Source organism: Flavobacterium sp. SOK18b, assembly GCF_014156605.1.
Lineage (GTDB): Bacteria > Bacteroidota > Bacteroidia > Flavobacteriales > Flavobacteriaceae > Flavobacterium > Flavobacterium tiangeerense.
The window spans coordinates 1-21,616 of record NZ_QKNZ01000044.1 but is presented as its reverse complement, the minus strand read 5'-3'; the positions used below and the strand labels follow the sequence as shown (position 1 = coordinate 21,616).

Annotated in this window: 26 protein-coding genes and 3 tRNA genes; 18 read left to right on the top strand and 11 right to left on the bottom strand. The window is 33.4% G+C overall.

All coding sequences use genetic code 11. The annotated features are described in order from the left end of the window. The first annotated feature begins 180 nt into the window (after window positions 1-180). The 7 genes from DNC80_RS08370 (at window position 181) to DNC80_RS08340 (ending at window position 4,886) form a co-directional block, all read left to right on the top strand. Entirely contained in the window at window positions 181-741 is a 561-nt protein-coding gene (locus tag DNC80_RS08370; protein ID WP_182650783.1) for an AraC family transcriptional regulator, read from the top strand. Between the two features lie 12 nt (window positions 742-753). Next, entirely contained in the window at window positions 754-1,200 is a 447-nt protein-coding gene (locus DNC80_RS08365; protein WP_182650781.1) for a response regulator, read from the top strand. A 133-nt stretch (window positions 1,201-1,333) separates the two neighbouring features. Further along, complete coding sequence (locus DNC80_RS08360) at window positions 1,334-2,998, top strand: CHASE3 domain-containing protein (protein WP_182650779.1); 1,665 nt, start codon at window positions 1,334-1,336, stop codon at window positions 2,996-2,998. 251 nt (window positions 2,999-3,249) lie between these two features. Next, window positions 3,250-3,888, top strand: a complete 639-nt coding sequence (locus tag DNC80_RS08355) for a porin family protein (RefSeq protein WP_182650777.1) — start codon at window positions 3,250-3,252, stop codon at window positions 3,886-3,888. A 15-nt stretch (window positions 3,889-3,903) separates the two neighbouring features. Then, window positions 3,904-4,047: a lmo0937 family membrane protein gene (locus DNC80_RS08350; protein ID WP_144892894.1), complete on the top strand. Its 144-nt coding sequence runs from the start codon at window positions 3,904-3,906 to the stop codon at window positions 4,045-4,047. A 22-nt stretch (window positions 4,048-4,069) separates the two neighbouring features. Beyond that, window positions 4,070-4,363 carry a YtxH domain-containing protein gene (locus DNC80_RS08345; protein ID WP_144892896.1) on the top strand — a complete coding sequence of 98 codons (294 nt, stop codon included), beginning with the start codon at window positions 4,070-4,072 and terminating at the stop codon, window positions 4,361-4,363. Between the two features lie 181 nt (window positions 4,364-4,544). After that, window positions 4,545-4,886, top strand: a complete 342-nt coding sequence (locus DNC80_RS08340) for a hypothetical protein (protein ID WP_182650775.1) — start codon at window positions 4,545-4,547, stop codon at window positions 4,884-4,886. Window positions 4,887-5,062: 176 nt separating this feature from the next. Here the strand turns inward: DNC80_RS08340 and prfA are convergent, their stop codons facing one another. The 3 genes from prfA to DNC80_RS08325 all read right to left on the bottom strand — a co-directional run bounded on the left by prfA (window position 5,063) and on the right by DNC80_RS08325 (window position 8,117). Next, window positions 5,063-6,139: a peptide chain release factor 1 gene (gene prfA / locus DNC80_RS08335; protein WP_144892900.1), complete on the bottom strand. Its 1,077-nt coding sequence runs from the start codon at window positions 6,137-6,139 to the stop codon at window positions 5,063-5,065. Window positions 6,140-6,675: 536 nt separating this feature from the next. Further along, a complete protein-coding gene (locus DNC80_RS08330) occupies window positions 6,676-7,614 on the bottom strand; it encodes an alpha/beta hydrolase (RefSeq protein ID WP_255493197.1) in 939 nt (312 codons plus the stop codon). A 110-nt stretch (window positions 7,615-7,724) separates the two neighbouring features. Next, window positions 7,725-8,117: a hypothetical protein gene (locus DNC80_RS08325; protein ID WP_182650773.1), complete on the bottom strand. Its 393-nt coding sequence runs from the start codon at window positions 8,115-8,117 to the stop codon at window positions 7,725-7,727. A gap of 324 nt (window positions 8,118-8,441) precedes the next feature. Here DNC80_RS08325 and DNC80_RS08320 point away from each other — a divergent pair, with 324 nt between their 5' ends. The 4 genes from DNC80_RS08320 (at window position 8,442) to DNC80_RS08305 (ending at window position 10,467) form a co-directional block, all read left to right on the top strand. Next, a complete protein-coding gene (locus tag DNC80_RS08320) occupies window positions 8,442-9,011 on the top strand; it encodes a Crp/Fnr family transcriptional regulator (protein ID WP_182650771.1) in 570 nt (189 codons plus the stop codon). Window positions 9,012-9,075: 64 nt separating this feature from the next. Continuing rightward, window positions 9,076-9,618, top strand: coding sequence for a heme-binding protein (locus tag DNC80_RS08315; protein ID WP_182650769.1), 543 nt, complete (start codon window positions 9,076-9,078; stop codon window positions 9,616-9,618). A gap of 21 nt (window positions 9,619-9,639) precedes the next feature. Continuing rightward, window positions 9,640-10,047: a hydroxyisourate hydrolase gene (uraH, locus tag DNC80_RS08310; protein ID WP_182650767.1), complete on the top strand. Its 408-nt coding sequence runs from the start codon at window positions 9,640-9,642 to the stop codon at window positions 10,045-10,047. 135 nt (window positions 10,048-10,182) lie between these two features. After that, window positions 10,183-10,467, top strand: a complete 285-nt coding sequence (locus DNC80_RS08305) for a rhodanese-like domain-containing protein (protein ID WP_182650765.1) — start codon at window positions 10,183-10,185, stop codon at window positions 10,465-10,467. 115 nt (window positions 10,468-10,582) lie between these two features. Here DNC80_RS08305 and DNC80_RS08300 read toward each other — a convergent pair whose 3' ends face one another. The 3 genes from DNC80_RS08300 to DNC80_RS08290 all read right to left on the bottom strand — a co-directional run bounded on the left by DNC80_RS08300 (window position 10,583) and on the right by DNC80_RS08290 (window position 12,873). Beyond that, the gene (locus DNC80_RS08300; RefSeq protein ID WP_182650763.1) at window positions 10,583-11,677 is read right to left on the bottom strand and encodes an alkene reductase; all 1,095 of its coding nucleotides are present in this window, start codon (window positions 11,675-11,677) and stop codon (window positions 10,583-10,585) included. After that, on the bottom strand, window positions 11,674-12,201 hold the full coding sequence (locus DNC80_RS08295) for a hypothetical protein (protein WP_182650762.1): 528 nt from the start codon (window positions 12,199-12,201) through the stop codon (window positions 11,674-11,676). The genes DNC80_RS08300 and DNC80_RS08295 overlap by 4 nt, the downstream gene beginning before the upstream one ends. A 90-nt stretch (window positions 12,202-12,291) precedes the next feature. Continuing rightward, complete coding sequence (locus DNC80_RS08290) at window positions 12,292-12,873, bottom strand: Crp/Fnr family transcriptional regulator (RefSeq protein ID WP_182650760.1); 582 nt, start codon at window positions 12,871-12,873, stop codon at window positions 12,292-12,294. Between the two features lie 150 nt (window positions 12,874-13,023). Here DNC80_RS08290 and DNC80_RS08285 point away from each other — a divergent pair, with 150 nt between their 5' ends. Then, entirely contained in the window at window positions 13,024-13,875 is an 852-nt protein-coding gene (locus DNC80_RS08285) for a transketolase (RefSeq protein ID WP_182650758.1), read from the top strand. Window positions 13,876-13,950: 75 nt separating this feature from the next. Continuing rightward, window positions 13,951-14,904, top strand: coding sequence for a transketolase family protein (locus DNC80_RS08280; protein ID WP_144892918.1), 954 nt, complete (start codon window positions 13,951-13,953; stop codon window positions 14,902-14,904). A gap of 70 nt (window positions 14,905-14,974) precedes the next feature. On the opposite strand, the gene DNC80_RS08275 is transcribed toward DNC80_RS08280, so the two are convergent. After that, window positions 14,975-15,967, bottom strand: a complete 993-nt coding sequence (locus tag DNC80_RS08275; protein ID WP_144892920.1) for an FKBP-type peptidyl-prolyl cis-trans isomerase — start codon at window positions 15,965-15,967, stop codon at window positions 14,975-14,977. Window positions 15,968-16,045: 78 nt separating this feature from the next. Here DNC80_RS08275 and DNC80_RS08270 point away from each other — a divergent pair, with 78 nt between their 5' ends. Both DNC80_RS08270 and DNC80_RS08265 read left to right on the top strand, forming a co-directional pair. Next, complete coding sequence (locus DNC80_RS08270) at window positions 16,046-16,432, top strand: RNA-binding S4 domain-containing protein (RefSeq protein WP_182650756.1); 387 nt, start codon at window positions 16,046-16,048, stop codon at window positions 16,430-16,432. An 82-nt stretch (window positions 16,433-16,514) separates the two neighbouring features. Then, window positions 16,515-17,015, top strand: coding sequence for a phosphoribosyltransferase family protein (locus DNC80_RS08265; protein WP_144892924.1), 501 nt, complete (start codon window positions 16,515-16,517; stop codon window positions 17,013-17,015). Here the strand turns inward: DNC80_RS08265 and DNC80_RS08260 are convergent. Then, the gene (locus DNC80_RS08260; protein ID WP_182650754.1) at window positions 17,007-17,525 is read right to left on the bottom strand and encodes a shikimate kinase; all 519 of its coding nucleotides are present in this window, start codon (window positions 17,523-17,525) and stop codon (window positions 17,007-17,009) included. The genes DNC80_RS08265 and DNC80_RS08260 overlap by 9 nt on opposite strands. A gap of 127 nt (window positions 17,526-17,652) precedes the next feature. Here DNC80_RS08260 and DNC80_RS08255 point away from each other — a divergent pair. The 3 genes from DNC80_RS08255 (at window position 17,653) to DNC80_RS08245 (ending at window position 17,962) form a co-directional block, all read left to right on the top strand. Then, window positions 17,653-17,725, top strand: a tRNA-Lys gene (locus tag DNC80_RS08255). A 39-nt stretch (window positions 17,726-17,764) separates the two neighbouring features. Beyond that, a tRNA-Lys gene (locus tag DNC80_RS08250) sits at window positions 17,765-17,837 on the top strand. Window positions 17,838-17,879: 42 nt separating this feature from the next. Then, a tRNA-Leu gene (locus tag DNC80_RS08245) sits at window positions 17,880-17,962 on the top strand. Window positions 17,963-18,239: 277 nt separating this feature from the next. On the opposite strand, the gene DNC80_RS15995 is transcribed toward DNC80_RS08245, so the two are convergent. The 3 genes from DNC80_RS15995 to DNC80_RS08230 form a co-directional block, all read right to left on the bottom strand. After that, complete coding sequence (locus tag DNC80_RS15995; protein WP_255493196.1) at window positions 18,240-18,485, bottom strand: nucleotidyltransferase domain-containing protein; 246 nt, start codon at window positions 18,483-18,485, stop codon at window positions 18,240-18,242. A gap of 28 nt (window positions 18,486-18,513) precedes the next feature. Continuing rightward, on the bottom strand, window positions 18,514-19,629 hold the full coding sequence (locus tag DNC80_RS08235; RefSeq protein WP_182650752.1) for a DUF418 domain-containing protein: 1,116 nt from the start codon (window positions 19,627-19,629) through the stop codon (window positions 18,514-18,516). 285 nt (window positions 19,630-19,914) lie between these two features. Beyond that, window positions 19,915-21,616 (bottom strand): hypothetical protein (locus DNC80_RS08230; RefSeq protein ID WP_182650750.1); only part of this gene is annotated, 1,702 nt, incomplete at its 5' end.

The following is a 21,616-nucleotide window of genomic DNA, read 5'->3' as shown; positions in this document are numbered from 1 at the left end:
AAATAATAAAAATGTCGTTACCACCCATTCCAATATTTTAAAAACCATACCATTAGCTAAGAAAAAACGTTACTACTAAATATTTTTTGATTTAAAAAAAAACCTAAAAAAACATCTTGAAAACCGTGTATTAAAAAAACAAATGTTCCTTTTTATATCTTTACTTTAAATTGACAGTTTATGAAGATACATTTGAAGTTTGATTACGCACAATTAACAAAAAAAATCATCCAAGAAAAACTAACTGATTTGGGTTACAAGTTCAATATCATAGGCTTTGGAGAATTTAATTTTTTAGAAAAAGTACCATTGGCAAAAATGGAAGAGCTTACCGCCATTTTTAATGAATATGGTATTGATATTGTTGAAAATCAAAAAAGTGTTCTGGTACAAAAAATAAAAGATGCTATTATTGAGATGGTTCATACGGATAAGGCTTTGAATATAAAAAGCTCGGTATATATTGCTGAAAGATTAAATTTGAATTATACGTATTTATCGAATGTTTTTTCAGAAGTAACCTACACCTCTATTGAGAATTTTATTATTATTCAAAAAATAGAATTAGCAAAGAACCTCATGTTAAAAACCTCCCTTAACTTAACTGAAATTTCGATTCAATTAAATTATTCCAGTGTAGCACATTTAAGCACACAATTCAAAAATACAACAGGAATGACACCATCGGCATTTCAAAAAATCATTCAAAAAAGAAGAGAAGTAGCCCAAAAAAACAATTAAAAAAGTATAAATATGAACACAGATTTTATAAATATTTGCCTTGCGGATGACGATGAAGACGATAGATTGTTTTTTACTGATGCTTTCGATGAATTAAAAATAAACACTAAAGTGAGCACCTTTAATGACGGTGTAGAGTTAATGGATTTTTTACACCATCCCGATTCTATTTTACCCAATGTTTTGTTTCTGGATTTAAACATGCCCAAAAAAAATGGCCAAGAGTGTTTACTCGAAATAAAAAAGGATGAAAAATTCAGTGATATAGCTGTTGCTATTTATTCTACTTCATCATCTGAGGAGGATATTGAGCTTACCTTTATCAATGGCGCTAACATTTATATTAAAAAACCAAATGATTTTGAGAGACTAAAAAAAATCCTTTCGGAGGTTGTCACTCTTAACTGGCAGTATCATACCTCAGGTTTAAATAAAGATAATTTTTTAATGAGAATGTAATATGAGGTATATTCAATTACATAAATCACCTCTTTTTCTCAAAATAATTTTTATTATTTCAATTGCAATAATATTTTTTATCGGTGGAGTTACTTTTAAACACATAACGGTTTTAAAAAAATCGTCTGACTTTGTGAGTAAAAGCCACGATGTTAATACCGAACTGGAACGCTTAATTTCATTTGTAAAAGATGCTGAAACAGGACAAAGAGGGTATTTATTGACTAAAGATGAAACTTTTCTAAAGCCCTATTTAGAATCTAAAAACGCTGTCAAGAAATCCTTCAATAAAGTTTCTAAACTCACTGAAAATAGTAGAGCCCAACAAGCCAACTTAAAGAAACTACTTTTCTACATCAACAAAAGGCAGAATTATTTATCCAAAACAATTTATTTGACAGAAGATAAAAATTATGACAAAAATGAATTTGCCAAAAATTTAGTCATTGGTAGAAAAACTATGGATTCTATTCGCTCTCAGATAGAAGAAATGATGATCACTGAAAAAATTTTATTAAACTACAGACAGCAAGAGTATATTTCGACCATGAATTATACGCCATTGTTAATTTATTTAACGCTTATTGTAACACTATTACTCATTACAATAGCTTTTATAAAAATGAATAGAGATTTAGTTTTGTTAAAAAAAACTATCAATACCTTAACCGTTGCTAATGAAGCTAGTAATTTAGCTGAAATTGTAGGGGGGTTTGGTAGCTGGCAATACAATCTTGACAAACAAACTTTTACTTTTTCTGACAATGAATACCGTTTATTAGGTTGTGAACCGCAATCATTTACAGCAAGTAGTGAGTCTTTTTATCAATTTGTACATCCTGATGATTTAAAACATGTTAAAGAAAATTCCATCAACGTTCATTCTGATATAAATCTACCTCCATTTACCTATAGAATTATTCGTAAAGATGGTGAAATTAGATATTTTAGAGCATTAGGTAGAGTTGTTACCGTATCATCGGGTGAGCGTACATACATCGGTACAACCAGTGATGTTACTGCCGAAGTAGAAGCCAAACAAATGATAGAGCTTCGGAATAGAGACTTAGAAAGCAGCAATAAAGAACTTATGGCTTTTAATTATATTGCAAGTCATGATTTACAAGAACCGTTAAGAAAAATAGAAACTTTTTTATCTCGATTAGTGAGCAAAGATTATTCTAATTTATCCCAATCTGGACAGCAATATGTATCTAGTATACAATCGTCTGCAAAAAGAATGCGTGTGCTTATAGATGATTTATTACAGTTTTCTAGAACCAATAAGGGTGAAAAAATATTTGAAAAAACAGATTTAAATACAGTGCTTTCTCATGTTTTACAAGAATTAGCACCAACTATAGAGGATAAAAAAGCGCTTATAACAAGTGATGTATTGCCTACATTTGATGCAATACCTTTTCAAATACAACAATTATTCACCAATCTCATTAGCAATTCTCTGAAATATAGCAAAGAAAATAGTGCAGTTGAAATAAAAATTACCACTACTACTTGCACTGCTGAGAATGAAGAAAATATTCCTGATACTATTATAGGTTCTGATTTGTATTATAAAATAGTAATTCAAGACAACGGTATAGGTTTTGATCAAGAATATGCAACTAAAATTTTTATTCTCTTCAATAGATTGCATAATAAAAATGAATATTCAGGAACTGGTATTGGCTTAGCCATTTGTAAAAAAATTGTTGAAAATCATCGCGGCTTTATTATCGCAAATGCAATTGTAAATGAAGGAGCTAGGTTTACAGTTTACTTTCCTGTCGTGTCATAAATACATTTGAAAACTGAATAAAAGGTCGTTTTTTTTTTAAAGAACGACCTTTTTTTATGCCTAAAAATCTTTGTTATTTATTTTTTCAAAAAGGCTATTTCAACAAGAGTGTAACCTTTCTATTTATAGAATTATACTATTCGAAGGTCTCAACATAAAAATTCTGTAACAATTCTAAAAAGTAATATAACATAGTTTATGAAAGGTCTTCGCATCTTTGTAAACGAAAAATAACTTTAAAATCAGTGACAATGAAAAAATTAAATAAAATTTTCACATTAGTAGTATTTGCAATCGGAGCTACAAGTACTTTGCAAGCACAAGAAAATAATGCATCGATAGGAATAAAAGGAGGTTTGAATATGTCTAACTTATACACTGAGGATGTAGATGATAACAATCTTTTAACTGGATTTAATATCGGTTTATTTGCTCAATTACCTATAAGTTCTAGTTTAGCTATTCAACCAGAAATAAATTACACTACAAAAGGTGCTGAGCTACAGTACGATAATTTTTTTGCTTCTGGAACGGGTAAGTTTAGATTGAATTACATTGAAATTCCAGTTTTGATAAAGGCAAATTTGACTAAAAATTTCAATGTACATTTTGGACCATATGCCGCTTTTTTAGTGGACTCAAAAATTACGAATGAAACTGCAAACAATACTTTCAACTTTGAACAAGATATAGATAAAGAAGATCTAAACACGTTTGATTATGGGTTGGCTGCTGGTATCGGATTTGATTTTGACAATTTTGGCATTGGCGCCAGATACAATTACGGTTTAAGTACCGTGGGTAAAGAACGCACCTCTGGAGGGGTAACATACAACTTCCCCGACTCTAAAAATAGTGTGCTGAGCATTTATGCAGCCATAAAATTTTAATTTCAACTGATCATTATGAAAAACATCTTATATATAGCAGCTGTACTTTTTGTGGTACTATGGGCTTTAGGTTTTTTTGTATACAATATGGGCAGTATGATTCATTTTTTATTGATTATTGCCGTGATTGCAATACTATTAAAAGTTATTAAAGGATAATATAAATTATAAAAACACCATCATGAAAAATAGTGACGTAGCATTAGGAATACTAGCTGGATTAGCAGTTGGAACAGTAATAGGTATCTTATTTGCCCCTGCAAAAGGAAGCGAAACCAGAAAAAAAATAGCAGATAACGGAAGTGATCTAAAAAATTTAATCACGGATTCTTCTAGCCAATTAGGAGAAAAAATATCCCAAACTATGGATACCCTAAAATCTGAAACTCAAAATATATTGAGTGTATTGACACAAAATAATACTGACGAAAAGCCAAATTTTGACCACTTAGTCGATATAAACAGAGTCAAATAATTTTAATAATCGGATAGCGTCACACTGTTGAAAAGCAGTGTGATTTTGTCGTTTATAGTATGGAGATAACAATTATAGCTAAAAAATTACATTTTGCAAAACAACATTACGTCTCTACAATAAACAACCCCAGAATTTACCTAAAAATGCAACTCAAAGATAAGATTTAATAATACCCCCAATGAAAAATTTAAAGAAACACTTTTACTTGTTACTTGTATTAATAATGAGTATTTCGTGTCAGACTAAAAGTGAAAAAAGAATTGAAATTGCAACGAATGATTATATCCATTTTGTTGATTCGGTAACGGAATATAAAAAGGAAGAAGCTCAAAAAAATTGGAAAACTATTGAAAAAGATTTTGAGAAAAAATTAAATGCATTGAATCTGAGAATAGATAGTTCCGAAGGCGCATCTGAATTTGAAGGCAAGATAGATTCGGCTACGGATAAGTTTGAAATTTATAGAAAAGCAGTTTTTAAAGGTTATGCTGACCCAGATATTAATCATTACCTAGACTAGAAAGGTAAAACTACATTGATGTACTTAAACGGAAATTTATTTGAGTTTACTAGTTTTTATATTAATTCTAAAATTCTGTTTTTGAAGTCAACTCTTTTTAAATATAATTTAGCACCTATAAAAAAAAGACCTTACTAGCTATTAGTAAGGTCTTTTTTGGTTTTATAGATTTTATTTTAAAAAACCTCACTGGCTTCTTTCAATTTTTCCATATTGTTAACTAATGCAAGTTCATCAACAATTTTTTGAATGTCACCATTCATAATATTTCCAAGATCATAAAGTGTTAATCCTACACGGTGATCTGTAACACGCCCTTGAGCATAATTGTAGGTACGTATTTTTGCAGATCGGTCACCAGAGCTTACTTGCGAAGTTCGCTTTGTAGCATCTTCTGCTTGCTTTTTAGCTAGTTCTTGTTCATATAAACGAGATCTTAATACGCCAAAAGCTTTATCTTTATTCTTATGTTGTGATTTTTGGTCTTGACATTGCGCTACTAATCCTGTAGGGATATGCGTTAATCGCACAGCAGATTTTGTAGTATTTACAGATTGTCCACCAGGTCCTGAGGAACAAAAGAAATCAACGCGTACATCGTTCATATCAATTTGCACATCAAATTCTTCAGCTTCTGGCAAAACCATTACTGTAGCAGCAGAGGTATGTACACGTCCTTGGGTTTCCGTTTGTGGAACCCTTTGCACTCGGTGAACACCAGCTTCAAATTTTAATGTCCCATAAACATCTTCTCCTGTAACTTCAAAAATCACCTCTTTAAAACCACCAGATGTTCCTTCATTCATATCTACTACAGAAGTACGCCATCCTTGATTTTCGCAATATTTTGTATACATACGAAACAAATCTCCTGCAAAAATACTAGCCTCGTCCCCACCGGTTCCGGCACGAATTTCAACCATAACATTCTTTGCATCTTCTGGGTCTTTAGGAATCAACATGAATTTTATTTCCTCTTCAAGTAGTGGCAAACGTTCTTTAGCTTCCTCTAGTTGCATTTTGGCCATTTCGGTCATGTCTGCATCACTATTATCAGCAATAATTTCATTAGCTTCTTCTATGTTTGCCATGATAAGAACGTATTCATCTCGTTTCTCAGCAAGGGCTTTTAAGCTTTTGTACTCTTGATTCAATTGCACATAACGTTTTTGATCTGATATTACATCAGGTTGAATGATCAAATCCGAAATTTCATCAAAACGTTGTTTTACTATTTGAAGTCTATCTAACATTTTATAAATCCTTTTATTGGAGTGCAAAAATACGAAAAAAGTATTCAGTTTGCAAGATGAATCACAGAGATTCAAATGGAGTACCTTAGAATAGAATTCACCTGAAATTAAACTCCATTTTTCATTTCAATATTCATAGTTTTAATTAATAAATCTAACATGTGGAAGTTCGGGCTTGATTGAATTTTTTATCTAAAGAAAAAATTCAATTTAAAATCTGCATTCTCTGTATTTGAAAGTGATTCTTAAAGATATTCCTTTCATGTACTAAGGGCAAAAACGGACTAGAAACCTCAACCTTTAGATAAAAGATCTCCAGAATGGTACTCGACACTAAACCCAAATCCAAAGTAATTGCACAAACCGTAAATGCAATGTAAGGAGACAAAGATAAATGTCTTGAAATAGGATTTGTAGATTACATCCCCAAACCCATTACTAAAGATAAATTAATTGAAACACTTGGAAAATGGATGTCCTAAAAGCAAATTAGTATGTAAAATGACATACCAATACCACAAAGAGCGTTTATCAAACTATTTTGATAAACGCTCTTTTGAATTTTCGTTCATAAAACCGATCATTTCCTCAAATCTAGCACTCCAAGGTTTAAAATATTGCAATACCATAGGAACGTGTTTTTTATTCAAACGAATGGTTTGCACCTCAGGTTGAAAAGCTTTGATCGCTTTCTCAAAGCGTTGGCTTCCCTCAATAATTGAGGGATATGTTTTTGTACCAACATACAATAAAACTGGTGGGGTTTGTGCATTAACATAGTAAATTGGCGAAGCTGCTTTCCATTGCTCAGGATCAGCAGTCCACGTTGCCAAATAATCGTCTTGATTGGTAGGAGGATATTTTTCGAGATAGTTTTTCATATCGAGTCCAGCCGCGTCGTTTAAAATGATTCCGGCAACACTCGTAGGCTGTACTCCGTATTTTGGATTCATCACTGCCAATGCCCCAAGATGACCGCCTGCAGAATGTCCGGTTATAAAAATTTGGTTTGTATTGCCGTAGTATTGACCAATATTTTTCTTAGTCCATTCAATAACAGTTGCAATTTGTTGCGCCATAACATCGTAATTTACCGCAGGACTCAGCGTATAATCTGGTATAACAGTGATAATTCCCCTTCGAGCAAAATTGCGACCTAATACATTATAAGTTTCCTTACGTCCGCTATTCCAATTTCCACCATGCACAAAAATCAAAACTTTAGCGCCTGCTTTATTTACTTTTCGAGGAACAAAAATGTTTAGCTTTGGCGCTATACTCGCATTTTCAACCGTAGTAGGTTGATAAACAATGTTAGTAGTCTTTTTGGAGGCACAACTCGACATTAGAAAAACAGATACTAAAACTGTAGGGATATTAAATAAACGCATCATGATTTTTTTTACGAATATACTATTAAAAAAAATCGTAGCCATTACCAAGTCTCTAAAATAGGGCTTTAAATTCAGAGTCATTTTTAGTTTTGGTAGATTTAAAATCCAAAAAAAACGGTTAATATCAAAGATACGAACCGCTTTTAAGAAGCTATGGTTTAATCAAATGATTTTCAATTCATATCACGTAATTACAAGCTTTTAAATGAATTAAATTGCGCTGTGAAGTATTCAACTAAACTTTGATCTGTCATTTTATTCGAAGTACTTTCAGTAGCTACTACATTCTTGTATTGAGGTATTTCACTCAAATAATTTATGAATTGCTCCTGAGCAGTTCCTGTTCCTGTTACGTGCAATTCATCTACGTTTTGCATGTGAGCGGTAATGCTTTTAAAAAGTTTTCTCAGCTGATCTCTCTCGGCATTGTTAGCAGCATTTTCACTGGTATTGTAGCCTTGTCCGTCAACGGTTTCATGACCTAGTACTAAAAAATCTCCGGAATCTACATTTTCTCTTCCTACAATGGTAGCGTGATGGGAATCCATCCAAACTCCAAATTGCTTTTTACTGTTCTGTGACATGATTTTACTGTTTTAGTTATAACACCTTTTATTTCAGCTGTATACTACTGATTATTAGTGTTCTTATAAAGATAGTCTTTCTACGTTTAATAAAGTTGCATTTAACAAAGTCTTATGGTCTCTAAAAAATTGTTGCACAGCTTTTTAGTCTCAAAAAAATAGTCATAGGAAATGAATTTTAAAACAACAAAGTCGTTAATCACTTCATCAATCAAAATACCATATCTTCAAATGTATTTCTATAGCACGGCTACGAACAAGACTTTACAAAAACAGGATTTGTTTGTATCTTTACTGCTTCATTAAAAAACAAATTATTGTACGATGTACGACTTACTAATACGGTATATCCAGAGCAGAGCTGCAATAGAAAAAGAACAATTGGATTTCATTTGTTCCCGTTTTTCAGCTTTAAAAACAAAACGAAATGAAATTTTAGTATGCTACGACGAAATTTGCCAACACTATTATTTTGTAAACAAAGGATGCATTCGCCTTTTTACCATCAATAAAGAAGGAATAGAAACCTCTCGTTTTTTTGCTTTTGAAGGAAGTTTTGGAACGGCATTGCCTAGTTTTATTGATCAAAAACCGACTTTTGAATACTTACAAACAATTGAAAAATCGGATCTACTTGTTATTTCTAGAACTGATTTTTATCAATTAGTAGATACCATACCTGCTTTTGCAATGATTTACAGAGAAATTCTAGAGCTTGGTTTTATAACTGCTCAAAAACGAATCTATGGCTTTCAAGGATTTAATGCTCTTGAAAAAGTGCAATGGATTATTACTAATCAACCTCAGTTTTTGTTACGTGTGTCCAATAAAATGGCCGCCTCCTATTTAGGGATTACACCATCAACCTTGAGCCGCATTAAATCCAAACTTTAAAAAACGTTGACATAGGACAATCTTTATAACGCCGCTCATTTTTAATTTTGACAAAAAATTAATTATGAAAACAACCGCTTTTTTATATGCGCTGTTAATCCCAATCTTTGCTGCAGCACAAACCAAATCACAAACTAGCCTTACTAGCAATCAATTACCATTGCGACAGGAACAACAGTTCACTAAAACAGTTACACAATTAACACTTAAAGCGGCCGTTGCTATTACTGAAAATGCAAGAATAGCTGCTACGGGTTTACAAAAGAACGTTACTATTGCCATCCTTGACCATTCAGGACAAATCTTGATGATTACCCGAGGTGAAGAGGTTGGCCCACACAATACCGAAGCCGCAAGACGAAAAGCCTACACGGCATTATCAACTAAAACACCCACATTAATCCTTTCTAGAAACGCGAGAACCAACCCAGATACACAAAATCTAACAACACTTCCCGAACTCTTACTATTAGCAGGCGGCTATCCGCTTTGGTACAACGGGCAAGTCATAGGAAGCATCGGAATTGCCGGCGGAGGAAGTCCAGAAAATGACGATTTCATCGCTAAATCAGGGGCTCTACCAAGTGCTCAAATCACTACATATTAATTCACATAAAAATAAAAAAAAATGAAAAATTTACTTTTTAGTTTTCTATTTCTAGTTGCAGCAACTACATCTTACGCGCAAAATAACACCCATCAGCTATCTAGTCATATCCTAGATATTTCAACAGGAAACCCCGCAATAGGTGTCCCAGTTGTATTAGAAAAATACGATGAACCTACAAAAGTTTGGTCTTATGTCACTGAGAAAATTACGGATAAAAACGGACGCATTACCGATTTTTTACCGAACAAAGAAAGCAACAACGGAATCTATAAACTTCGTTTTTTAGTTGACGATTATTTTAAAACTAAAAAAACAGCAAGTTTTTATCCTTTTATTGAAGTAGTATTCCAAATCAAAGATGCAAACCATTACCACGTTCCTATCACACTTTCTAGCTTTGGTTATTCCACGTACCGTGGCAACTAAGTGCAAGAAGCAGTATTAATGTCTTTAGTAGTATTTAAAAAATTCAAACGCTACTTTTCTTTCTGCATAAAGTGTTACCTATAAAGCTTTATTTTTGTATCAATAAAATCTAGATTCGAAACAAAAATAATCCCAATGGAAATAGCTCAAATTATTAAAGAAAAAAGAGGAACCCTAATTGATGTGCGCTCTTACGCAGAATTTACTGGAGGTCATGTTGCAGGATCTATAAATATCCCGCTTCAAGAAATACCACACAGAATGCAGGAAATTCAAGAACTCACAACTCCATTAGTACTATTTTGTGCTTCTGGTAATAGAAGCGGACAAGCACAGGTATTCCTGACTGCGCATGGAATCGAATGTTATAACGGCGGTTCTTGGCTGGATGTAAATTTTTTACAAGCACAAGCTGAATAATTACTAAGAAGATCATTACTTTCTATAAAATTATACAATGCAAAAGCCCGCTACTTGCGGGCTTTCTTGTACTATGTTGAAACGTCTCAATCAAATTTTTGAAGTATAAAACGACTTAGTCCTTCAAAGCTGGATAATCGGTATATCCTTTTACTGTATCGGTGTAAAATGTACTTTGGTCTGGAGTGTTCAAAGGAGCATCCGTTTCATAACGCGCTACCAAATCAGGATTTGCAATAAAAGGAACACCATAAGCTACCAAATCAGCATCTCCATTTTCCAATACTTTAATACCTGTTTCCTTATTGAAACCTTTGTTAATAATCAAAGTTCCTTTGTAAAAAGGTCTAAAATGCTTCGCTACTTCAGTTACTGCAAAAGGTACTTCAGATACATCTGTAAAAGGCTCCGTTAAATGAATGTACGCTAATCCGTAATCATTCAGTTTGTTAATAATGTATTCGTAGGTTGGAATTGTTTCTTCATCAAGCATCATTCCCTGGGCATTGTGCAAGGAAGGATTCAAACGCACTCCTACTTTTGAGAAATCAATAACTTCTTTCAAAGCATCTAAAATCTCAAATAGGATTCGGGATTTGTTTTCAATTGAACCTCCGTATTCATCTGTACGATGATTGGAATAACCATTAAAAAACTGTTGCAACAAATACCCATTAGCAGCATGCAATTCAACGCCATCAAATCCTGCAGCAATAGCATTTTTTGCTCCGTTTTTGAAATCTAAAACTGTTTGTTTGATATCTTCAATTGTCATTTCTTTTGGCACAACCGTATCTACAAAACCATCATTGGTGTACGCTTTCGCGAAAGGATTCAACGCTGACGGAGCGTGAGGCAATTCACCATTATGTAAATCAGGATGCGACAATCGACCCGTATGCCACAATTGTGCAAATATCGTCCCTCCTTTTTCGTGTACGGCTTTTGTAACCAGCTTCCACCCTTCGGTTTGCGCTTCACTGTAAATTCCAGGTACATTGATAAAACCCACTGCTTTTGTACTCACAAAGGTTCCCTCAGATACAATTAAACCTGCGGTTGCTCTTTGTGCATAATATTCTGCCGTAAGTGTTGTAGGAACGTTTCCTTCGTTATTAGAACGGCTTCGGGTCATAGGAGCCATAACCATACGGTTTTTTAAAGTACTGTTTCCTAAAGTGTAGGGCTGAAATAAAATTGATTTACTCATTTGATTTTTTTATTTAGTTTAATTTTTTTTTCACTGGCTTTCAATCCAATGCTTGTGAGTAGAGTAAAAACAGTCTGCACGGCTTCCTGATTGTTTCCGCTTATGTCAAAAGAATCGCTTGGAATAGCTTTTGATTCGCAAATATGCACGACTTTCGAAAATGGAAATAAAGCTTGAATTCTTTCAGAAGAATGGCTTTCAAAATCACTACTAAAAGCATTTTCAAAAAAAATGACCAACTTTCCAGTAGCTACATTTTTGATTTTATTGATACCATAACCATCAATAACCGCATCATTTGAAAGTACAATTACATCAGCCTCCCAACTGGCGTTAGTGGGACAAATCATCATTTCTACATTGGCATTGGGATGTGCTGTCTGAATTTCAGAAAAAACGCTATTCAAAACCACAGCATTATGATCAAACAGTAAAACAGCATTTGTTTTGGCAATTTGCTTGGCCATAAAAACACTATGGGTTTCTGATACGCCTAATACTGCAACTATTTTTCTTGGTGACATTGTTTTTTATCTACAGTACAAATTTACGGCAGTATGAAAGCAGTATTCCTTGATGTAGCGCAAGAAATTCTATTGATGTAGATCAATTATTTATTCCTTTTCGCGCAATTGTTTTCGAATTCTACTAAGGGTTTCAGCAGTAAATCCAAGGTACGAAGCCAGCATGTGTTGCGGCACACGTTGTACAATTCCGGGATAGGCTTTCCCTAATTTGATAAACTTTTCTTCGGCAGTTTCAGTTAATGTAGAATTGATTCTGGCTTGATTGGCAATGTACGCGTTTTGCAAAAGTAAGCGTTGGTAACGCTCAAACATGGGAATTTGGTCCATCAAGGCTTCTCTGGCCTCCGTGGTTAACAACAGTAGCTCCGAATCCTCAAGGGCTTCAATGGTATATATGGAATGACTGTTGGTGAGAAAACTAGACAAATCTGTAATCCACCACCCTTCGATTGCAAATTGAACCGTATGTTCGTTTCCTTTTTCATCCAAAAAATAAGAGCGAAGAATTCCTTTTTCAACAAAAGCATTGTAGATACATACGTCTCCCTCTTGCAACAAAACTTGTTTTTTGCGTAACTTTTTTGGAATAAAAAAAGTTTTACACAACTCTATTTCGGCTGGAGTTAGCGTCACTTTTTCTTGAAAGCTCTTAAACAATTGGTCAAACATAGTGGCAAGATAGTAAATACCGAAATAATACTAAAAAAATCTTGTCAATAAAACAGCACTACCCTTCATAACTAATGATAAATCTAAAAATGGAACCTGATATTAATCAAATTATCTGATTATATTTGCCGAGTCTAATTTAACACACAAATGAAACCAAACACACAACAATTAAAGGATTTAACAATCCAAGTTAGAAGAGATATTCTTCGAATGGTACACGCAGTCAACTCAGGACACCCAGGTGGTTCTTTAGGTTGTGCTGAATTTCTTGTCGTATTGTATCAAAATATAATGGATCGCAAAGAAGGTTTTGAAATGGACGGAATAGGTGAAGATCTTTTCTTTCTTTCAAATGGTCATATTTCACCTGTATTGTACAGTGTTTTGGCACGAAGCGGTTATTTTCCAGTAGCTGAACTAGCAACTTTCCGTTTGATCAACTCCAGATTACAAGGTCACCCAACTACACACGACCATCTTCCTGGTGTTCGTATTGCATCTGGTTCTCTTGGACAAGGATTATCTGTAGGGATTGGTGCTGCTCAAGCTAAAAAATTAAATGGAGACAATAAAATCATCTACACCCTTCACGGTGATGGTGAATTACAAGAAGGTCAAAACTGGGAAGCCATCATGTACGCGTCTGCCAAAAAAGTGGACAATCTTATCGCAACGATCGATTTAAACGGAAAACAAATTGATGGTTCAACTGACGAAGTTTTAGCTATGGGAAGTATCCGTGCTAAATTTGAAGCTTTTGACTGGGATGTTTTAGAAATCGAAAAAGGAAACGATATCGAAGCTATTATTGCTGGTATGAACGATGCCAAATCAAGAACTGGAAAAGGAAAACCAGTTTGCGTATTGTTGCACACAGAAATGGGTAACGGTGTAGATTTCATGATGTACAGTCATGCATGGCATGGTAAAGCGCCAAATGATACGCAATTAGAAATTGCTTTGGGGCAAAACTATACAGAAGCAGAAAGCGATTATTAAAGAATTATGAGATATTAATTATGAATTTAGGGTTTTGCCTAATCATTCAATTTTTAAATCATTCAATTAAAGAAAATGAAAAAATATACAAACACAGGAAGTAAAGATACGCGCTCAGGTTTTGGAGCGGGAATGACTGAACTAGGTCAAAAAAACGAAAATGTGGTAGCACTTTGTGCCGATTTAATAGGTTCTCTAAAATTTGACGATTTTAAGAAAAACCATCCAGAGCGTTTTTTCCAAATTGGAATTGCGGAAGCGAACATGATCGGTATTGCAGCAGGATTAACTATTGGAGGGAAAATTCCTTTTACTGGAACGTTTGCTAACTTTTCTACAGGAAGAGTGTACGATCAAATTCGTCAATCAGTAGCATACTCTGAGAAAAATGTAAAAATTTGTGCTTCTCACGCTGGATTAACTTTAGGAGAAGACGGTGCAACACACCAAATCCTAGAAGATATCGGATTAATGAAAATGCTTCCAGGAATGACTGTAATTAACACTTGTGATTACAACCAAACCAAAGCGGCTACTTTAGCTTTAGCAGATCATAACGGACCTGCATATTTGCGTTTTGGTCGTCCAGTTGTGCCTAACTTTATGCCAGCTGACGAACCGTTCGAAATTGGGAAAGCCATTGTTTTAACGGAGGGATCTGATGTTACAATTATAGCTACCGGACATTTAGTTTGGGAAGCTTTACAAGCTGCTGAAACCTTAGAACAACAAGGAATCTCTGCTGAAGTAATCAATATCCACACGATCAAACCATTAGATGAAGAAGCGATATTGAAATCATTGGCAAAAACCAAATGTATTGTTACCGCTGAAGAGCATAACATTCTAGGTGGTCTTGGCGAAAGCGTTTCAAGAGTGTTGGCCTTAAACAGTCCTGCTCCACAAGAATTTGTTGCGGTAAATGACAGTTTTGGTGAATCAGGAACTCCAGAACAATTAATGGAGAAATACAAACTGAACGACCTAGCTATTGTGGAAGCAGTAGAAAGAGTAATGAAAAGAAAATAATCTTTTCGATTTATTCCATAAAAAAACCAGAGCGCCGCGGCGGTCTGGTTTTTTTTATGTCTTTTATTTTCTAGTTACATTTAACTAAATGTCTTTTTATTCTTGCTGGATTGGTTGTATTACCATCACAGCTTGGTATGTCTGCAAATGGAATTAGCTTTCCATTAACTGTAATTTCAGTTCGTGTGCTTATTCCATCAGCATCGTCATCTGTGTCTTGAAAATTAGGTATACCATCCTTATCCGTATCATCTGCATAACGAATAGCATCTGCAGGTGGCGTTGGATACGTTGTAGTATTGCTATAATTAGTCATATATCTATTACCGTCTAAATCCTCAAGATAATCAGCAATCCCGTCGTTATCAGAATCTATTCTATTAATTTCATACAATTTAATACTAAACACTAACGGAGCATAAGCAGGAATACTATTTTGTCCTTGTGCATAGTAACCTAAACCTGAAGGAATAAAAAGAATTCCAGCTCCAAAATCACTGTATGAAACAGTACCGTCAGGATTTGACGTATAAGTTCCAGTTTTAAACTCTGGAAACGACTGTCCCCAACCTGCAATTGTCGATGATAAATTAAAGAAAGTTTGTGGATTATTTGATTCCTCAAAGAAAGTCGCCCCAAGTGTATTTACCTCAGCTACTTTAGTTCGAGATAAATATTCTCCTCTGTAGGCAGTTAAAACACCATCAGTATTAGTAGGAGAAACTCCTGTTCCTGCTCTTAAAACAACATAATACAACTTATAAGTTACACCATTTCTAAGTACGTCTCTGCTTAGTAATTTTGGGAAAGTGGAACTGTTCAAATAAGACCAAATAGATGGCTGATTGCCTCCAGTAGGAATTTTTGAGATTTTGGTAACCACATCAGGGTTTGTATCCTCTATATAATATGTTTTTAAATACTCTTCAATATCCGCAATATCAGTAGCATACTGAACCGCATATTCTCTTGGCGGGGTAATAGGGGCAACTTCGTCTTTGGAACAAGAAAATAAAGACACAGTTGTAATTAATAGAAAAAAATAATACTTAAATTTGTTCATTATTGCTAATTTTTAAGTGCGCAAGATACAATATTGATTGATTTTTGTAAACTATTTAACTCCGATTTTAGAAATTTTATGAGAATAGATAAATATTTATGGTGTGTCCGGTATTATAAAACCAGAAACATGGTTACCGAAGCCTGTAAAAAGAATCACGTAACCGTTAATGGACAAGTAGCCAAACCCTCAAAGGAAGTTTTCCCTACTGATAAAATCACCTTTAGAAAAGATCAAATCACGCAAATTATTACGGTGCTTGACGTGCCCGAAAACCGCGTAGGTGCAAAATTAGTAGACATGTACCGCCGAAATGATACTCCCGCCGAAGTGTACCAACATCTTGAACTTTTGAAATTATCAAAAGAGCATTACCGAAAAAACGGAACCGGAAGACCAACTAAAAAAGACCGCCGTGATATTGATGAATTTGGTAACGAAATTGAAACAGACGACGAAGATTAACGTAGTCTTACCAAACAGAACTCAAGCATTGCGTAATCCCTAAAACAATACTTATACACTGTCAACCTAAAGATTTAAAATAATGAGCAAAAACATCATCTTGAACAATCAGGAAATTGAACATAAAATAAAACGAATTGCCTATCAAATCTACGAAACCTTTGTAGATGAACAAGAAATTGTCATTGCTGGAATTGCAAGCAACGGTTTTACTTTTGCCAAAAAAATAGCAGCAGTACTAGAAACTATATCGCCACTAACGGTTACGCTTTGCGAGGTACAAATTAACAAACAACATCCGCAGTCCCCTATTCATACCTCGATAACCCAAGAACAGTACACCAATAAAGGTTTAGTACTTGTTGATGATGTATTAAATTCAGGTACTACTTTAATATATGCTGTCAAACACTTTATAGATGTACCACTGAAAAAATTCAAAACAGCAGTCTTGGTGGATCGAAATCACAAAAAGTACCCTGTAAAAGCCGATTTCAAAGGTATTTCACTTTCTACGTCACTTTTTGAGCATGTACAAGTTGTGTTTGACGAAAACGGCGACAATTACGCTTACTTAAGCTAACAAAGCAATAATATCAGCAACCGTTTGTTCGATAGATTTTTCATCAACCACTACTTTATATTGTGCTTGATTGTAATAAAAGCTTCTATCGAACAAGTGTTTTGCGATAAACTCTCTCATCTCCTCTTCGTTTTTACTCGCAATAAGAGGTCTTTTGCTTTTATTTTGATGTAATCTTTGAAATAAAGTCTCGATCGAAGCTTTTAAATAGATCGAAAAAACGTTTTCCCCTTTAAAAAATTCATGATTATTGGCATAACAAGGCGTTCCTCCGCCCAAACCGATGATCATTTCCTCTGTTGATTGCATCAAATCGGCAAAAACTTCGTGTTCTATTTTGCGAAAATAGATTTCTCCATGCTTTTCAAAAATAGCATTTATAGATAAATTGAGTTTTTTTTCGATCATTTCGTCCAAATCTACGAAAGGGACTTGAATACTTTTGGACAATATATTTGCAATAGTGGACTTCCCGCAGCCCATATAACCTAATAATATGATTTTTTTCATCTTAATAAAACCTTACAAATTAAGGGGTTGAGTTTTTTTCTTTAAAAAAGACAAATTTATAATAAAAATGCTTGCAATTATCCGAAATTAGTTCTTATATTTGCACCCGCATTCAAGGAAAGAATATGACTCGATAGCTCAGTTGGTAGAGCACATCACTTTTAATGATGGGGTCCTGGGTTCGAGCCCCAGTCGGGTCACAATTTTAGTGATCAACACATAATTTTCTTGAAAGCATTGACTCGATAGCTCAGTTGGTAGAGCACATCACTTTTAATGATGGGGTCCTGGGTTCGAGCCCCAGTCGGGTCACAAAAGGTCGAGTAATTTATTACTTGGCCTTTTATTTTTTTAGGCCACGTGGAGAAACGGTAGACTTGCCATCTTGAGGGGGTGGTGCTCGAAAGGGCGTGTGGGTTCAAATCCCACCGTGGTCACAAATAAAGTCTAATTACAAGAGTATATCCCATTTTTAGGTACTACGCAGTTGTAAGTAACTTTTTGAACTAAAAAGGCGATCCGTTAAGGTTCGCCTTTTTCATTTTAATCTATTTTTACACAACTTTCGTTTTGCTTCCTAAAAAACTCGTACACTATCAAAAAACATCCATACTGATTTGGTGCCGCAAAACAATCTGATCGTTCTACTAGTGGCGGTTTTTTGATGCCTCATGATGCAAATGCGCTACTGTTTTATAATTATTGAACCAATTCTCATCGAATGCGTATCAAAGCCTGAGTAGCCTTTCGTTCATCTGGACGTTCAGGTAAAGCTGATGTTGTATATGATTTTTCAATAGAAGCTAGTAAACCATCAACCTTATCCAGTATTTCATCATAATCTTTGTTACTGGCTTTTAAATCGGTATCTGAGGTTGGGATAGCTAACCCAAATGATCTACTCCCCGAAATAACTTCAAAAAGGATGCCGTTTTGAGATTTTAATTCTTGAATGGTCATTGAATAGTTTGAAATATATTTAGGAACATTATTTTTTTGTATCACTTAATTGTCTCCAAAGCCACTCTAAAGGTCCGTAAACATGATTTTTCAACCACCAATAACTAAATCCGATTTGAAGTAAATAAATAGTGATAGCAAACAAAAAGTAAAAATAGAAAGGCATATGATGAAACAATCCTAAACCAACTCCCTGAAATACGAAAAAAGCAATTAAATTTTGGGTGAGGTAATTGGTAAAAGTCATTCTGCCAACCCATGAAAATGCTTTAAATGTTTTTTCAAATTTTTGATTTGTATAAAGCAATATAATTAACAAACTCGTAGAAAGCATGGTTGTTAAAACGATCCAATAATGAAATGAGAAATACTTTAAATAAGGCAATTTATACATCTTAGAAAGTATAAAAATTCCCCATAAAACGATAGTGATGCTTACTACTAAAAATAAGGATTTTTTTATTTGACTTTTTTTTTCAAATAAAGTTTCCAAGAACTTACTCTTTTGTATCGCCAATCCCAGTATCATACACGTAAACATGATATAATGCGCAGTTACAGAATAGGCCAAATTAAGAACTTCAGTATAAATTGAATTCAAAATATTGTATTTAAAAACCTCAAGCAATTGGGTGCTAAATCGTAAAGGTGCAATACCAGTAGTCAACGTTGTAACATATGCCGTATCAACCGTATTTATGTATGCTACTAGAAACGGCGCAAATAAAAACAATACACCAGCTATATACAATAATGTTTTAGCAGAGAAATGAATAAAAAACAAAATCAGTAAGCCTAAAAAAGCATAATCCCGTAAAATATCACCATCATAAAACAGACTGTTTATAAAGGCGAATACAAATAAAACCAGCATGCGGCGTACCAGAAAAAAATAAGTTTGTTGCTGCTTTTTAGCATAAATGACTCCAAAACCAAAACCAAAAAGAGTAAAAAGCAAAGTCCATCCTTTAGCTGAAAAAAGTATGGATTCTACTCCATTTATTACTGTTGCTATAATTCCCTCTCCATGTATTGTCCACTCTGGGCTGTAAGCATAATATAAATAATTTGAAATAACCACTATTAAAAGTGCCCAACCTCGGAGCATATCAATAATTTCGACTCTTTGTTCTTTTTGCATCATTGTTTTAAATTCTATGTAACTTTTTAATTTGTAAAATTGTGTTTTTTTTCACCACCTACTTCCTATAATTTTACTCTTAAAACTCATTTAGCGGCACATAATACACCCCTTTTATATCCATATCAAAGGTTGGAGGGTTTTGCCCAAAAGATTTACTGCATGAGATTAACGCGAAGAGGAATAGGTTTTGGGTAGTTATTTAATACTTTTAAATTTAATTTTTGCTGCTTTAGAGTTTATTATGTTTTACAATCTACTTTTTAACTGTAATTAAAATAATCTATTTTAACTATTAAGTGCGGATTTAATCACTTTACTCAACTCATCGTAATGACTACCCACAAGCTTAAAATCTTCAAATATTTTACGATTAAATGCTATCAATACTTCTTTAGGCATACCATAAATTGCTCTAACTAAGATATTATAAGCAAAATTATTTTTTTGTTCTACAGTTAATACTTGCATAACATACAATTCTTTTAAAAATTTGCTTAACATTACAATAATTTGTGGATTACCATGAATCGTATACTCCAAATTTTCGAGACATATATTATAAAAATTCTGACCATTCCCTAAGTAACTATAGAATTCATTTTTTAAAGTTTCTAAATTGATACTTATTCCAATATAACTAGACTTCAATAAAAACCTATAAAACTCAGTATCACACTTATCTGGATAAAATGCGATTAAATACTTTTCTGGATTTACAATATTACCAACTGTATTACTTCTTATAGAAAATTGGAAAAGAGTAGAATCACTACTAATTAGCTGAAAATTAGCCCTATCAGATATACAAAGATTATCAATCAATAATTTCATGAAATTATCAAGTTTTTCTTGGTTATCAAATTTCGGAAGTAAATCTAATTTTTCAGGTACTAAATCAATTATACAGTTTCTCTCGATCCATTCAATTAATAATTGTAAAAATTCAATTCTTTTCTGATTATAATCTTCCGGAGTATCAAACTTCCTAATAAAATGATTTGTAATCTGAATAGTCATTTGAGAAGATGGTGAATTTGTCAACTCAATAATTTCTCTATTTATTTCATTAATTAATAAATATGAAACTGAATATTTATGTTTAAATTCAAAACCAAGTTCTTTTTCTAATAAATAAAACAGAATTAGCGTGCTAAAGTCTAGTGCGTAAGTGATTTTTTCATTATCAAGAAGAATTTGTTTGGTCAAACCTGATGGGATTGTCGTAAAGCTATTCCCTACGAAACTCGTGAGATGTAAATATGTGTCAATATAATTTTCACGAAAAACAATTCTTGAGACTTCTGAAAAACCGATACGATAATTAAAATAATCATCTAACGCTTTTTCTTTAATTTCTTTTTCTTTAGTTCCAATATCTCCAAAATGTGATTTTAAAAAGATTTCAAAATCTTTTATATCTGTTGGCATTTGAAGCGATTCAAATCCTAGTTCATTTACGGGATTACTAGCTTCTTCTTGTATCATTCTTAATAAATACAATGCATCATTAATAATTTCCACTATTTGAATTGAAATTATTTTTCCAGACATACTAGTTACTGAAGTGAATGATTCTCCAACCTTTCGTCCGATAAACTCTTTTTGCAAGCCAATTTCACGCTCAATTTTTAAATAAACTTTCTTATCAGAAACTAAATAAACAACCCAGGATCCCATTTCTACTTCATCAAATCCTATAAAAAAATCCTGCTCTTTTAAAAACACTGAACTAGCAAAATAATTTTTACGTGCTATTATATTATTTGGATTTGAGGCAAGTTGATACAAAATATCAAATCCTATTTTTTTATTTACGTTATTACGCATAAGAACTGTGGCTAAAGTCACGCCAAATCGCTCATCTTCTATTTTCCAATCAATTTTATCTGACACTTCCTTAATTCTTTCTTTATTTTTGGTTCTTTCAAGAACGTTCAAATAAAGAAGAATATACTGTTCATTATTAGGAAACTTACGGTATAAATAT

Coding starts and splice junctions, on each gene's coding strand:
- DNC80_RS08370 (WP_182650783.1), top strand. CDS start 181: ATGAAGATACATTTGAAGTTTGATTACGCACAATTAACAAAAAAAATC.
- DNC80_RS15995 (WP_255493196.1), bottom strand. CDS start 18,485: ATGACCATTCAAGAATTAAAATCTCAAAACGGCATCCTTTTTGAAGTT.
- DNC80_RS08355 (WP_182650777.1), top strand. CDS start 3,250: ATGAAAAAATTAAATAAAATTTTCACATTAGTAGTATTTGCAATCGGA.
- DNC80_RS08325 (WP_182650773.1), bottom strand. CDS start 8,117: ATGTCACAGAACAGTAAAAAGCAATTTGGAGTTTGGATGGATTCCCAT.
- DNC80_RS08315 (WP_182650769.1), top strand. CDS start 9,076: ATGAAAACAACCGCTTTTTTATATGCGCTGTTAATCCCAATCTTTGCT.
- DNC80_RS08300 (WP_182650763.1), bottom strand. CDS start 11,677: ATGAGTAAATCAATTTTATTTCAGCCCTACACTTTAGGAAACAGTACT.
- DNC80_RS08295 (WP_182650762.1), bottom strand. CDS start 12,201: ATGTCACCAAGAAAAATAGTTGCAGTATTAGGCGTATCAGAAACCCAT.
- DNC80_RS08320 (WP_182650771.1), top strand. CDS start 8,442: ATGTACGACTTACTAATACGGTATATCCAGAGCAGAGCTGCAATAGAA.
- DNC80_RS08345 (WP_144892896.1), top strand. CDS start 4,070: ATGAAAAATAGTGACGTAGCATTAGGAATACTAGCTGGATTAGCAGTT.
- DNC80_RS08340 (WP_182650775.1), top strand. CDS start 4,545: ATGAAAAATTTAAAGAAACACTTTTACTTGTTACTTGTATTAATAATG.
- DNC80_RS08270 (WP_182650756.1), top strand. CDS start 16,046: ATGAGAATAGATAAATATTTATGGTGTGTCCGGTATTATAAAACCAGA.
- DNC80_RS08280 (WP_144892918.1), top strand. CDS start 13,951: ATGAAAAAATATACAAACACAGGAAGTAAAGATACGCGCTCAGGTTTT.
- DNC80_RS08235 (WP_182650752.1), bottom strand. CDS start 19,629: ATGATGCAAAAAGAACAAAGAGTCGAAATTATTGATATGCTCCGAGGT.
- uraH (WP_182650767.1), top strand. CDS start 9,640: ATGAAAAATTTACTTTTTAGTTTTCTATTTCTAGTTGCAGCAACTACA.
- DNC80_RS08290 (WP_182650760.1), bottom strand. CDS start 12,873: ATGTTTGACCAATTGTTTAAGAGCTTTCAAGAAAAAGTGACGCTAACT.
- DNC80_RS08305 (WP_182650765.1), top strand. CDS start 10,183: ATGGAAATAGCTCAAATTATTAAAGAAAAAAGAGGAACCCTAATTGAT.
- DNC80_RS08260 (WP_182650754.1), bottom strand. CDS start 17,525: ATGAAAAAAATCATATTATTAGGTTATATGGGCTGCGGGAAGTCCACT.
- DNC80_RS08330 (WP_255493197.1), bottom strand. CDS start 7,614: ATGACTCTGAATTTAAAGCCCTATTTTAGAGACTTGGTAATGGCTACG.
- DNC80_RS08275 (WP_144892920.1), bottom strand. CDS start 15,967: ATGAACAAATTTAAGTATTATTTTTTTCTATTAATTACAACTGTGTCT.
- DNC80_RS08285 (WP_182650758.1), top strand. CDS start 13,024: ATGAAACCAAACACACAACAATTAAAGGATTTAACAATCCAAGTTAGA.
- DNC80_RS08350 (WP_144892894.1), top strand. CDS start 3,904: ATGAAAAACATCTTATATATAGCAGCTGTACTTTTTGTGGTACTATGG.
- prfA (WP_144892900.1), bottom strand. CDS start 6,139: ATGTTAGATAGACTTCAAATAGTAAAACAACGTTTTGATGAAATTTCG.
- DNC80_RS08365 (WP_182650781.1), top strand. CDS start 754: ATGAACACAGATTTTATAAATATTTGCCTTGCGGATGACGATGAAGAC.
- DNC80_RS08265 (WP_144892924.1), top strand. CDS start 16,515: ATGAGCAAAAACATCATCTTGAACAATCAGGAAATTGAACATAAAATA.